Below are 13865 nucleotides of genomic sequence, written 5' to 3'. Positions count from 1 at the left end.
TACAATCTAAGACCCTTTTTCCGCCTTCTCTACTAAAACTGGATGCCATATCCGCTATTACGGATATAATTTCCACTATGTCAAATTCAGCAGTTTTGCAAAAAGAAACCAGTAAGATCCACCAAGAAGTAATCGAAGCAAACAATAAGTATGTTTCCGAGTTCGGCAAAAAGGGAGAATTGGCCCTTCCCCCTGCCAGAAGTTTTACGATCCTGACCTGCATGGACGCACGTTTGGACCCAGCTAAATATGCGGGACTTTCAGAAGGAGATGCTCACGTTATACGAAATGCCGGAGGAAGAGCAAGTGACGACGCGATCAGATCTCTTATAATCTCCCACAAACTTTTGGGCACGAAAGAATTTTTCGTGATCCATCACTCCGATTGTGGGATGGAATTATTCAATGACCAGATCATCCGAAATTTATTAGCGAAAAGTTTGAAAACTGCAACTGTAGATGCAAACGGTTGGAGAAACTTGGAAGAATCCGGAGGATCAGACGAAGCAAAATATATCCCGTTCTTAACTTTTGAAAATTTGGAAAAGAGCGTGGTAGATGATGTAAAAAGGATCAGAAACCATCCGTTGATCCCTAAGGACATCCCTGTTTATGGATACTTCTACGATGTGAAAACCGGAAAACTTGTGGAAGTGGAAGAAGCAACCAAAATCGGAAGAGCTTCTTGATCTTTGGGAAAACCAACCGGAAGAAACATTAGATCCTTAATATCCAATATTTTCTTCCGGTTTTCATTTTAGATCCTGATAGAATATCCGAAAGACCAGATAATACTATGAAGAGGGATCTTTTGCTCTAAATGTTTATTCACAAGAGCCTGTTTCACATTAGGATCTAATCCTGAATTCTGGATGGAACTTAAGATAAAATCATTCACAAAACCATAACCTTTAGAAGGATCTATGGTCAGTCCATCATTAGAATTTCCTGTTAATGGGCCTACCCAGGTCGCTCCAGGAACTGTCCCGACCGTTTGGCCGCCTACAGTATTTGGATAGTAATAATTATTATCTATCATATAAGTATTCGGTCTGTAAACGTCAGTAAGTGAAAAAGAGAATCCTAAATACTTTAAGGTTACCTTATAGTCTATATTCTTAAATCCGGACCTTCTATCTATATTATCATTATAGTATTGGTATCCGAAATCGATCCCGGGTTGGATCTTAAAGTTTTCAGTGACCTCGTATTCATGGAATACAGAGAATCTATGAAAAGTTGTACCGTTAAACGCATTAGTTGGATATCCGGACTCCAAGTCCTTCTCCCCTGCGATATTAGAACCTCCAATTCTTTCGGAAGTCACCCTCACGTTATAAGTATAAGTGGGGTGAATATACTTCAGAACAGGTAATGCCCAACCAAAAGTAAAAAGTCCCAGAGCAAAACTTGGCTGATTATTCGCATAATAGATCCAACCTGCATTCCAATCCCCTAAACGATTTGTAGACCATTTATAATTAAGAAGAGTGGCAAGACCTTCTCTCAGCCCGTTAGGCTCCTTTCTCAATCTGTTTGTATTTGGATCTTCTGCAACTTTATCCAGATCAACTCCCGGTCCGTACGGATGTGATTGAAAAACGCCGTCCACATCTCTGTTTGTTCTTCCTGTCAAAGGAGAATAATCTCTGATGATCAGTTGTAAACCTTCTACTGGAGTAGGAATATTGACCATTGTATCTAGGATCAAAGATTTAGGTACTCCTGAATAATGAAGATCCCCTCTTCTATCAAAAGCATTTCCGAATAAACTGTTACCATTGATGAACACATCATTGGTCAAAGATTGGGTCCAGACTAGATCATAATTTCTTTTTTGAGGGACCGATTTTTGTTCCTTCAAGTCTTGACTATTGTTTTCGGCTTGGACACTTGCAATCTCGGACTTTGGAATCCTGACTGGAATAGAATCCTCTAAACTAAAAATATAATATTCTTCCGCTTCCTTCTCCAGTTTCAAATTTTTCAGGACTTTTCCTGATTTCAGCCGTACCTCATCTCCGAAAAGAGGAACGATGAAAAAGAAAGAAAACAGCAAAATCGGCAAACTTTGGTAGGTTTTCTGAATCGACCTAGGTATTTTCATAGGAGTCTCCTTTGGTCCCTTTTGCACAATTTTTAGGTTTTAAGGCAAAACGGAGCATTTCCCTATTAGTTCAATAATATTTGAACTATAGAACTTAGAAAGTGCTTGTCAATCTTTTGTTCAAATATTATTGAACTTTATAAGGAGTATTGGAAAAAAATTCCGATGTCTAAACAACCTACTCATCCAAATTTAGATCAGATAGAATTGAACTCTATATTCGAAGCCGTAAGTGATCCAATCCGAAGAAAGATACTATTAGATCTTTCGGATAAAGGAGAATCTAATTGTTCTACCTTTCTAGTTTATGCCCCCAAAACAAATCTTTCCTACCATATGGGGAAATTAAGGGATGCAGGGATGATTTTCACTAGATACGAAGGAACCCAGAGATTTTCCATCATCCGTAAAGATGACCTGGAAAAAAAATTTCCAGGCCTACTCGACACAATTTTAAAAAGTGCGAGGAAGGAAAGCGATCAAAAAGAAGACTCCAGGATCAAAGTCTAACGCAAAACTTAACCTTTCATTAATTGTAAACCTTGTGCAATACTAACCACAGGTTTATATCCCAATTCCTTTTTGGCCTTATCAATACGGATCGTACATTCTTTTCCCATAATATCGACCGGGAATCTCATCATAGGAGGTTCTTTACGAATTCCGAATATTCTCCAGATCGTCTCCACTATCATTGCTAAAAATCCAGCCAAGGCAGAGGGAACGGAAGCCTTAGGAAGTGTAATCCCTTGGGTTTGCATCATCTCTGTTAAAAATGTTTTAACCGTTTTATCTTCGTCATCCGTAATGAAATAGATTTGCCCTGGTACACCCTTAGTTAAAGCGAGTTCAGTTGCATAGACTAGGTTCGGAATGCAGGTCACAGAAGTTTTAGCTCTTCCCTCATCCAGCCACATAAATTTTCCTTCGGCTACCATCTTCTTGAGGACAGGAAGAACCGATGTGTCTCCCGGACCCCAAACTAGTCTTGGTCTCAGAGTAATTGTTTCAAAACCTGGACGATTTGCGGAGACTACTCTTCTTTCCGCCTCTCCTTTACTGAGGCTATAATAGTAAGGAGTTTTTTTGGGATAAGGATAGGTCTCATCTATTTGGATCATATCCTGTCCGTAAAAGAGTGCAGCCTCAGTTCCCATATGTATAAATCTTTTGACACCCGCTTTCTGAGAGACTTCTAATAAACGAGTTGTTCCTTCTACATTTCCTTTCCAAAAATCTTGGTAATTTCCCCATGGACCTACAAACGCCGCACAGTGGATTACAATATCTATTCCTACTAAATCTTGTGAACTGATAGATTCTAAACTTCCACTTACTATTTCAAAACCTTGTTGAGTTAAAGTAGAATCTGTCTTTGGAGATCTGGATAATACTTTTACCTTATGTTTTTCCTTTAAATGGCGAGCAATTGCTCCACCAACAAATCCGGAAGCTCCAGTAATAAATAAATTCATATTTTCTCCAAGATCCAATTCTCCATCGGAAAGTTTAGGAAGTATACCAGAAAACCTGAAAGTCGTTGACCTTTCGTATTTTAAAAAGAGAATCTAACTTATTCTTTTAGGTGCAGAAGAATATGGATCTTTTTCAAAAATATAATATTTTCATTCTATTAAATTTAATATTAATTTCGAGTTTACAAGGTTCGGAGGAGACTCCAAAGAACGGGACCTCTGAAAAGAAAAAACAAAAATTCGAATTATTATTAAAAAGACAAACTTACAGTTTTATTCCCTATAATTTCACATCTTATTCGGAAAAAACGGATCCGAATGAATCTATAGAAACGAGGCATTTGCAACAAAACCAAAAGGTATTAGTTCCTGCAGTTTTTAGTTACGAAAATTATGAGAAAAATTACAGAGCAGAGATCTCTTATTATGAAGTAGAATTGGTAAATCCGAATTCAAATGTGATCCGATCCAATTCTAGCGGCTTATCTGCAGAGAGATTTTATTATTCCCCTTTAGCAAGATCGGAATTTGAAGCAAATTTTTATAAGATCATTTCTCCCATTCAAAACTGGAATTTATATTTAGGCGGCGGACTTCGTAATATCAATAAATATACCTACGGTAAATACATGTTAGACGGAGCTTTCCAGGAATATTTTTATACTTACGGCCCTCAGGTTTCTATCCAATCTTCTTACCAATTTATCGAAAATTTTACGGCAAATTTAAGCGTAGATGTGTTTTATACGGAAGGGACTAGATTTTTTAGAACTCCTATGATTTCTACGGATACATTGGTTTTTACGAATGGAAGCGCCGGAACCAGAGGGATTTTCAGAGGTTATGAATCTGAAATTTCTCTCCAATATAAATTCCATGAGAATATGAGATTTCATCTGGGGTATAACCAAATTTATTCTTATTTCAGCTATCTACACTTCGACCAATTGAATTTAAGTTATCATCTATCCTCACCTTCTTATATCTCTATTAGTAATGGTTCCAGATCGGGGAACTATGAGATTTTAAGAGGATTCTTCTTAGGGTTTTCAGTCTTTTTTTAAAAATATCCTTATACAATTTTCTATACAGAGTTCAGGCGGAGAATAAACTGGAGACCAGAGATTAGAATGAGGTCATCTATCTTTCATTTACTATTTCTCTTGGTTTTTCTGGGGTGTTCTCAAAAAGCCGAGGTCTATTCTCCACAAGCAAAAGATGGAGTTCTAGATCTGAGAGATTGGGACAGAGATCGTTTCTATACGGTTGCCTTAGATGGAGATTGGGAATTTGCGGACGGAATTATAACTCCCGAAAATTTTACAAAAGATGGATTCATTTCCGTTCCTGGCGCATGGAACTCATTTATAAAAAACGGCAACCAACATGAGGGAGAAGGTCTCGGGACTTACAAACTCACAGTCTTACTGGATAAACCGGTAAAAGATTTGGCCTTTCAAATCGGAGATGTTTCTACAGCATTCAAACTTTTTCTAAACGGAAAATTACTGATCGAGAACGGGAAGGTCGGGAATTCAAGAGAAGAAATGCTTCCTTCCTATAAACATCCGATTGTTCTAATAGACGAAGAGTCCAAAGAACTAAAACTCACCTTACAAATATCAAATTTTTATCATAGAACAGGCGGGCTCCGTAAATCTATTAAGATCGGAGATACCTTAGCCGTTTTCGAGGAGAAAAAAAGACAAGTCGCACTTGGCTGGGTGGTTTTCGGTGCCACCTTCTTCATGGGCCTTTATCATTTAATTCTGTTTCTGATGAGAAGGGTGGATAAATCCGCACTTTGGTTCGGATTATTCTGTATAGATTTAAGTATCAGAGGATTTTTTACGGGGTCCGTATTTATATACGAGGTTACTCCCGATTCTTTCTGGGTTTATATCCATAAACTGGATATTTTAACCTTCGTTTTGGCCCTACCATTATTCTCCGTTTTTCTAAAAGCGGTTTTCCCAGATGAAAAATTCCATTATTACTTTAATCATCTATTCATAGGTGTAAGCTCTATATTTTTTATTTTAGTCCTTGCCCTACCTTCCACTGAATACATGAACTATATTAGAATATTCCAAACTTTTGTTGGTATAGGTATAGTTTACTTTTTCATAATGATCTCTCTTTGTATTTTCAAGAGAAGAGAAGGTGCGATCCTATTTGCAGTGGGATCCCTAATACTTTTTTTAACTACATTAAATGATATTTTAAATCAAAGTTTGATCATAAAAGCGGAATATTTAGCAAGTTGGGGCCTTTTAGCCTTCTTATTCTCTCAAACCGTTATGCTTTCGGTCAGATTCTCCAATGCATTCGTAAGATTGGAAGAACTTCAAAAATCATTGGAACAAAAAGTAACCGAGAGAACCAAACAATTAGAAGAAGCAAAACATATCGCCGAAGAAGCGAATTCGCTCAAAGACACATTCTTATCTTTAGCGACTCATGATTTAAGATCTCCGATTACAACGGTAATCGGAATCTTACATTTGATCAAAAATGATTACAACCAATTGGATGATGAATCCTTATTGGAATGGGTTGATAGAGCGGAATATACGTCTTCTCAATCTTTAGAGATGATCGCGACACTCTTGGATCTAAATCGACTTAAATCAGGTTCTTTTCCTTTAGACAATAGTTTGATCTACGTATATCCAGAGGTAGAAGGTGTATTAGCTAAACTTCTTCCTCAAGCGGAAGCAAAAAAGATCCGTATCATAAATAATATCCCGGATGATGTGAAGTTAAACGTAGACCGAGCCTTATTCGCCGAAATATTTATCAACTTAGTTTCCAATTCCATAAAATTCTGTAGAGAAAATGATACGATTAGTATAGGATTTTCTAATCAGAAGAATGATCCGGAATTTTTTGTAGAAGATACCGGAATAGGGATACCTAAGGATATGATCCCGAATCTATTCTTAACCGAGATCAAATCTACTCGATTAGGAACCAAAAACGAATCCGGAACAGGTTTAGGTCTACCATTGGTTTATAGCATTATAAAAGCTTATAATGGAAAAATTTCGGTCGAATCTGAAGAGAAAAAAGGAAGCAAATTTACTTTCTGTATTCCGAGAGTTTAAGTTTTAGAACAAATATCACAATTTTCGCAAGAATGGAAACTTGCTCCGAAATATTCGTATAAAAATTCCCTTCTACATTTTTCAGATTTTAAATACATTAACATCTGATATAGCCGATTCAAACTCGCCTTCTTTCTTTCTGCCAGGACTTTCGGGTCTGTTAGAACATCCGGTAATTCTCCCCGTAAAACAAGAGACTTTCTTTCCAAGTCTCCCGAAGTAACTCCATGCCTTTCGAAAAGATTGAGAACTGTCTGTAAACGATGATCACCTCGATTTTTATGAACTACCATCGATTGCAATTCTTCATATTCCAGGGAAGATAATTTTTCTCCCGCTGATTTTAAGACTCGATAGGCTCGGATCATAAAATTTTCATCCGGATTCTGCCATTCAATAAAATCCATCAGAACGGATAGGTCGTCTTGGTTATAAAATAGAAGACAATCAGAAGGATTACCATCCCTGCCAGCTCTACCTATTTCTTGGTAATAGGATTCTAAAGAAGAAGGTAACTCTGCATGAATGATTGTACGAATATTTGCCTTATCAACTCCCATCCCGAATGCATTCGTAGCCAAAAGTAACGTATTTTTAGAATTTAGAAAATCGTTTTGGATCTTTCTTCTTTTATCAGAAGGTAACATACCATGATATACTCTATACCGGATCTTTTCTATATCCAAAAGTTCTGAAAAAATTTCGATATTTTTGATCAGATTAAAGTAAACGATCGTATTTCCTTTCAGATTTTTCAGATATGAGATCAGCTCCTTTGCTTTAGAGGAAGAATCCACAAAAGTCCTAACTTCCAAATAAAGATTCGGTCTAGAAATCCCTTCGTTATAGATTTGGATATCGGATTCAGATAATCCAATCTGTTTGATTATATCTTTCTGGATCTCGTTTGTCGCGGTTGCAGTTAAAGCGATGATCCTAGGATATTTTAGGATCTTTCTGAATTCAGAAATTTTGGTATAGTCAGGTCTAAAATCATGCCCCCATTGACTGATACAATGAGCTTCATCTACAACCAATAAAGAAACTTTTCGAGTTTTGAATATTTCCAAGAAGTGAAATTTACGAAATCTTTCCGGAGAAACATAAAGAATTTTATATTTTCCATTCTTTAAGTTTTCATAACGAAGATTACGTTCTTCTTTAGAAAGAGATGAGTTTACGAATTCAGCATCAATTCCCAAAGACTTTAATTTATCTACTTGGTCCTGCATAAGAGCGATTAATGGGGAAATAACAACGGTCAATTCTTCCAATGCCAAGGCAGGCAATTGGTAACATAAAGATTTGCCCATGCCGGTAGGCATGATCACTAGGCAATTTTTACCTTCTAAAACATCTGTGATAATTTTTTCTTGAGAGGATCTGAATTCGGAGACTCCGAACTTCTTTTTTAATTCTTGTAGATCGGACATTCGGGCAATTTCCTTTTTGGATCCGATCCAGTTTTTGCCAATCCGGTTTTTAAATTCTTTTGGAGAATAAAAAAGCCCCCGTCTCGCGACGAGGGCTTGTAAACTGTTCTATAGATTTAAAGTTATAACCTACTTAGTATTGTTTCTCCATACAATAGACCGTCGTAGACCGATTACTTATTATTGTATGAGAAACACAATAATTCTCTACAGGAGGCGGATTATTTACTGCGTAATAGAAAGTTGCTGTAGTTGGACTGAGAGAATATGTGTAGTAGCTACCCGAACTAGCAGTTCGATCTTCTCTCGGGATAATTCCACACGCCCAGCCTTCTCCCCAATAATCATATACAACTCTCCTGAAATACCCAGGATTGCTATTTGCCGTGTAGCTAGAAAACCCGCTTGGACAACTTGCAGTTGGAGTTGTTCCGTTATCCTCTGAAGTATAATTCGTATACGCACAAGCATGCAAATTACAACTTTGAGTTTCTACTGCAGAACCTGCACAGCCTTGAGTTGGATCCAAACAAACCCTGGACCTAGATTGGTTCCCAGGACCACATTTGGTACTACAAGTTCCCCAACTAGTAAATGTTCCCCAGCCGGATATTCCTTCTAAAGTTTTCGCACTTAGAGTTCCACTCCATGGACTTTTGTTCCCTACATCGTCATAAGCTACGATACAGAAATTATAAACTGTATTCTGTAATAAGCCCCCGATGATAAAGGAAACTGCCTGGCCTGGAACATAGTTATTCAAATTCGGATAACGTGTATCCACTGCGGCATCACATTCTATACTGTTTGTGATCGGAGACAGAGATACCCCAATTTTATAGCTGGATACCGGTCCGACCATTCCGTCGTCCCCTACATTGTACCAATTCAATTGGATCTGGTCCAAAGAAACAGCTGCTGCTGATCTACTGGAAACAGGATCTGGATTTACGCTGTCTAAGTCCTTTGCAGAAATTAAAACCGAGTCAATGCCAGTTCTTGCTCCACCATAACAGGTTCCCGCATCGTCTCTAAAGGATAATTCGAGCAAATAATTTCCTGGAATATCCGGAACGAAGGAAGCAGACAATTGGTTTCCGTTAGAAATATTAGAATCCAATAATGCAGAGCCGACCGGTCTAGAAATAAATCTCCATTGGTATGAATAATTGGATACGTTTGCTCCGCAAATCCCTTTATCAGGATCCGATGAATTTGTTCCATTTAAGTTCACAACTTGAGAGATCATTCTATCCAATTGATCCAGTCCTGCATCTACGATCGGAGCCTTATTGCTCATACGCGTTCTTACAGAAACTGTTCCGTTCCAACTACTACGATTACTTACCTCATCGTATGCTCTCACACAGAAATAATATCTGGTATCTTCAGATAGATCATTTACTCTAAACGTAATCGAAGTTCCGGAAGTAATTCCGAATAACGCATTTGGAATGGAAACGGCTCCATCACAATCATTATCAGTATTGATCACGTTCGTAGACTTACGAATATCATAAGCAGCCGCGATTCCCGTATTATTATCATCGCCCACAGCGGTCCAAGTTAGATCCACTGAAGTTTCGTTTACAACAACTGCATTTAAGTTAGTGATATTTCCGGGACGAGTTAAATCAGGAGTAGCAGGAGTTGTTGCTTGAACAGTCCCTGTCCAAGAACTTCTGTTTCCATTCCAATCGAATGCACGAATACAATAATAGTATGTGTTATTCGGAGAATGTCCATTGATATCCAACACTTCCGGCAAGCCAGAATTTTTAGGCACTAAAGAATGTGCGATCGCAGGTGCCGAATCACACTGAAGATTATTAGTGATCGCGCTGGAAGCTCTTCTTATCTCATATGCAGCGGCACGACCGGAACCACTATCATTCCCCGGAGCAGTCCAACGAAGTCTTACTTGAGTGAATGTCATAGCAGTTGCAGTCAAGTCAGTGATAGAACTTGGAGCAACAGAATCCACTACTGTCACTTTCGTAGTAGCGTTAATATTCCCTACAGTTGCAGTCACTCCCGCAAGCCCAGGTGCATTCGCATGTAATGTAGAATTTGTTAAAGTTCCGACAGGAACTCCGCTAACCGCATTCCCAGTAACGACGATATTCGGACGAACATAACGAGGTTGACCGGCAAAAGATGCTGATACTGCAAAAGTAACATTTTCACCCACGTCCATTTTCAGAACAGAAGGGATCAAAGTTAAACTATCAATAGGTGGATTTGTTTCTCCGTTAGGAGTGCGGTCTGCAATATTCGGGATTCCATCGTTATCCGAATCAGGGAATAGAGTAGCAGGCGGAGAAGTAGCGCTATTTGGATTAAAACCGTTATCCACTTCCCAAGCGTCTAAATATCCATCATTATCCTGGTCCGTTTTAAATCCGGCAGTATAGGTAGAATTCCCAGCATCTGCAGGATATCTAAATGTATCCGAAGTAGGATGAGAGGAATTATTTCCGTAAGAATCCACAGCTAAGACCTGCATTTGGATCCCACCTGCGACCATCGCTTCATACGGGATATTTGCGCTGTACCAATTTCCTGATTCAGGAGTCATAGGAATAGCAACCACGCTGCTTCCGACAGTTCCGGTAAGAAGATACACTTGCATTGGATCCCCATCAGGCTCTATCACTCTAGTTCTAACCATATAAGGTAGATATGAACAATTCGTTTTGAAATAATAGAAAGCTCCCATTATATTTGGAGCATTATTCCCTGCTGGAGGAGTTCCTCCACCGAATACGGAAAATGTACGAGTAGTAATCGTAATTTTATCACCGTTTATAGATGTTCTTCCCGTATTCCAACCGCCGGTAATCCTGCCTGAATTATCATCTTCAGGAGTTTGGCTGACCACAAATCCTTGTGATTTTTTCTTATTTAGATTCAAAGAACTTAATTTATCTGAATCTAATGTGATCGTTATGATAACGTCTTTTTTAAATCTATAAGAAGGAGTTATTTCATACAACTGAGAAGTCGGAAAATATCCTTGTGGAAGGGAATTGGAAGGTGGATCATATTTAGTGATCTCAAAAGATTCTTCTCCATCCATTGCACCTTCCGGGATGAAGACGCTAAAAAGACCATCTGTGGATTGTATGGTGGTCCCGCTTGGTCCGGACTTTCCGCTACCTGCGAAAACTCCCGCCTTCTCCAATGATAAGAATGACAAATTGGATTTTCCATCCCATCCGACAACTTTATTCAAAATTTGACAGCTCGCGAGAAAGCCTGTGACAGCTAAAGCAATCCCCATCGAGCGAATTAGATTACGCATCTTAGTTCTCCTAATCTGAAATTTCACTTAACGTTCATTTTTAGATTTTGAAGAATATAACCCAAACAGATTAAGATCCGTCAACTTGAGAAAATTTTTTAACTAATTTTAGATAAAATTTGGAAAAAATTTATAAATTAGGGAACCTTCTCTTTATTTTTTTACCCCGTTTTGGATAAAATTTATTGTAGCGCTCCCTACAAAAATTCCTACTCTTTGTCATTAAACTTTTAACCAAGAGAACAAAATGAATCTTTCAACATTTAGAAATCTTCTGATCATTCTAGGCTCTGTGTTTACCACAGGCTTTTTATATTTAGTACTTCCACCTTTATCACAAAACTTCGATGTGATCGGTGCATTTTTAGGAGGATTTGTAAATCCGTTCTCCAGCGCTTATGCTCTAGATATAATTTTTACCTGGCTTGTTCTCGCCGCTTGGATTGTATACGATGCGAAAACAAAAGGGATCAAGAACGGATGGATCGCACTTCTACTCGGTGTGGTTCCTGGAGTGGCAGTTGGAGCTGCTTACTATATTTATCTTAGAGAAAAACAAGGCCGTAACTGATTCACTTTTTCACCTTTCTAGGAGTTCCGATATTCGGTTTCCGCACTTGGAAACCGACCGTTCTCCATGGACCTAGAAAACCATCTTATCTTCTAAAATTGGTGTGGGCCAACCAACCTGAGTTTCGTATTTTGGATAATCTTATAATTTATTGAACGGTTTGAAGGAATCGTATGAACTCCAACTCTCCCATTGTTTCCATCCAAAACCTCTCCAAATCCTATTCTAACGGATTCCAAGCATTAAAAAAAATAAACTTGGATATTCAAAAGGGAGAGATCATAGCTCTTTTAGGCCCAAATGGCGCCGGAAAAACGACTCTGATCTCCATTATCTGTGGGATAGTCAATCCGACCTCCGGTTCTGTTTCCGTAGGCGGTTACGATATTATCAAGGATTATAGAAAGACCAGATCTATGATCGGTCTTGTTCCCCAAGAACTCACAGTTCATGCATTTGAATCAGTTTTGACTACTACGAATTTCACTCGTGGACTATTCGGAAAGTCACCTAACAAAGAATATATCGATGAGATCCTAAAATCCCTTTCTCTTTTAGAGAGGAAGGACCAAATGATTATGACCTTATCCGGCGGAATGAAAAGAAGGGTCATGATCGCAAAGGCATTATCCCATGAACCATTGGTTTTATTTTTAGATGAGCCTACAGCAGGTGTGGATGTAGAACTCAGAAAAGATATGTGGAATGTGGTAAGAGCCCTAAGGGACAAAGGTGTTACCATTATTCTCACTACACATTATATCGAAGAAGCGGAAGAGATCGCTGACAGGGTCGGTATCATGAACAAGGGAGAATTAGTCCTTGTAGAAAAGAAAACCGAACTAATGCATAAGCTTGGGAAAAAACAAATCTTATTGGATCTTGTTTCTCCCCTCCAAAGTCTTCCGAATAATTTTAACGGTTATGAACTGGAATTAAAGAACGAGGGAAAACAATTATTGTATACCTATGACGGCCAGGAAAAACAAACCGGAATCGCAAACTTCTTGGAACAATTGAAAAAATCCGGAATAGAATTCAGAGATCTGAATACCACCCAAAGCAGTTTGGAAGAAATTTTCGTACAATTAGTGAAGGAACCCAAATGAACCTGAACGCAATCAAAGCCATCTATTTTTTCGAAATGGCAAGAACAAGAAGGACATTGATGCAAAGTATTGCATCACCAGTTCTTTCTACTTCTTTGTATTTTATAGTTTTCGGTTCAGCGATCGGATCCAGGATCCAAGAAGTGAACGGAGTGTCTTATGGTTCTTTTATTGTGCCGGGGCTTGTAATGCTTTCATTACTTACTGAAAGTATCTCCAATGCTTCCTTTGGGATATATTTCCCTAAGTTTACAGGGACCATTTACGAAATTTTATCCGCTCCTGTTTCCAGTATGGAAGCTGTGATCGGCTTCGTAGGAGCTGCTGCAACCAAATCTTTGATCTTAGGTTCCATCATGCTTGCTACTGCTTCTATGTTTGTGGAAATTAAGATCGCTCATCCATTTTTGATGGTGTTCTTTTTGATACTGACCTGTGTTTCTTTCAGTCTCTTCGGGTTTATCATAGGGATTTGGGCGGATAATTTCGAAAAACTACAAGTGATCCCGATGTTAGTCATCACTCCTTTGGTCTTTTTGGGAGGAAGTTTCTATTCCGCAAGTATGCTTCCTCCTTTCTGGCAAACAGTAACTCTATTCAACCCAATCCTATATCTGGTCAGCGGGTTCAGATGGAGTTTCTATGAGATTGGAGATGTAAGTCTCGAGATTAGTTTAGCTATGATCTCTCTTTTTTTAATTTCTTGCCTTTGTGTTGTAGCCTGGATGTTCAAGACAGGATATCATATTAAGAAATAAT

General features: G+C 38.4%; 11 protein-coding genes. 7 read left to right on the top strand and 4 right to left on the bottom strand.

Going from position 1 to position 13865, the window contains the following annotated elements:
* Nucleotides 1-77 precede the first annotated feature (77 nt).
* On the top strand, nucleotides 78-689 hold the full coding sequence (locus CH377_RS18300; RefSeq protein ID WP_100725184.1) for a beta-class carbonic anhydrase: 612 nt from the start codon (nucleotides 78-80) through the stop codon (nucleotides 687-689).
* Between the two features lie 68 nt (nucleotides 690-757).
* On the opposite strand, the gene CH377_RS18295 is transcribed toward CH377_RS18300, so the two are convergent.
* Nucleotides 758-2107, bottom strand: a complete 1350-nt coding sequence (locus tag CH377_RS18295; protein WP_100725183.1) for a hypothetical protein — start codon at nucleotides 2105-2107, stop codon at nucleotides 758-760.
* 165 nt (nucleotides 2108-2272) lie between these two features.
* Between CH377_RS18295 and CH377_RS18290 the strand changes: the two genes are divergently transcribed.
* The gene (locus CH377_RS18290; RefSeq protein WP_100725182.1) at nucleotides 2273-2617 is read left to right on the top strand and encodes an ArsR/SmtB family transcription factor; all 345 of its coding nucleotides are present in this window, start codon (nucleotides 2273-2275) and stop codon (nucleotides 2615-2617) included.
* Nucleotides 2618-2625: 8 nt separating this feature from the next.
* On the opposite strand, the gene CH377_RS18285 is transcribed toward CH377_RS18290, so the two are convergent.
* Nucleotides 2626-3582 (bottom strand): NAD-dependent epimerase/dehydratase family protein, encoded by a 957-nt coding sequence (locus tag CH377_RS18285; protein ID WP_100725204.1) that lies wholly within the window; start codon nucleotides 3580-3582, stop codon nucleotides 2626-2628.
* Nucleotides 3583-3704: 122 nt separating this feature from the next.
* Here CH377_RS18285 and CH377_RS18280 point away from each other — a divergent pair, with 122 nt between their 5' ends.
* Nucleotides 3705-4646: an LA_2444/LA_4059 family outer membrane protein gene (locus tag CH377_RS18280; RefSeq protein WP_100725181.1), complete on the top strand. Its 942-nt coding sequence runs from the start codon at nucleotides 3705-3707 to the stop codon at nucleotides 4644-4646.
* A 66-nt stretch (nucleotides 4647-4712) separates the two neighbouring features.
* Nucleotides 4713-6689, top strand: coding sequence for a sensor histidine kinase (locus tag CH377_RS18275; protein ID WP_100725180.1), 1977 nt, complete (start codon nucleotides 4713-4715; stop codon nucleotides 6687-6689).
* On the opposite strand, the gene CH377_RS18270 is transcribed toward CH377_RS18275, so the two are convergent.
* Nucleotides 6686-8122, bottom strand: a complete 1437-nt coding sequence (locus tag CH377_RS18270) for a RecQ family ATP-dependent DNA helicase (RefSeq protein WP_100725179.1) — start codon at nucleotides 8120-8122, stop codon at nucleotides 6686-6688. The genes CH377_RS18275 and CH377_RS18270 overlap by 4 nt on opposite strands.
* 133 nt (nucleotides 8123-8255) lie before the next feature.
* Complete coding sequence (locus CH377_RS18265; protein ID WP_100725178.1) at nucleotides 8256-11426, bottom strand: fibronectin type III domain-containing protein; 3171 nt, start codon at nucleotides 11424-11426, stop codon at nucleotides 8256-8258.
* A 247-nt stretch (nucleotides 11427-11673) separates the two neighbouring features.
* On the opposite strand from CH377_RS18265, the gene CH377_RS18260 reads away from it, so the two are divergent.
* From CH377_RS18260 to CH377_RS18250, 3 genes are all read left to right on the top strand, one after another.
* A complete protein-coding gene (locus CH377_RS18260; RefSeq protein WP_100725177.1) occupies nucleotides 11674-11997 on the top strand; it encodes a DUF2834 domain-containing protein in 324 nt (107 codons plus the stop codon).
* 173 nt (nucleotides 11998-12170) lie between these two features.
* Nucleotides 12171-13106, top strand: coding sequence for an ABC transporter ATP-binding protein (locus tag CH377_RS18255; RefSeq protein WP_100725176.1), 936 nt, complete (start codon nucleotides 12171-12173; stop codon nucleotides 13104-13106).
* Nucleotides 13103-13864, top strand: coding sequence for an ABC transporter permease (locus tag CH377_RS18250; protein WP_100725175.1), 762 nt, complete (start codon nucleotides 13103-13105; stop codon nucleotides 13862-13864). The genes CH377_RS18255 and CH377_RS18250 overlap by 4 nt, the downstream gene beginning before the upstream one ends.
* The last annotated feature ends 1 nt before the right edge of the window (nucleotide 13865 follow it).

It is taken from the genome of Leptospira haakeii (assembly GCF_002812045.1).
GTDB classification, from domain to species: Bacteria; Spirochaetota; Leptospiria; order Leptospirales; family Leptospiraceae; genus Leptospira_B; species Leptospira_B haakeii.
The sequence above is the reverse complement of the archived record's forward strand: the minus strand, read 5'-3'. Positions and strand labels throughout refer to the sequence as shown.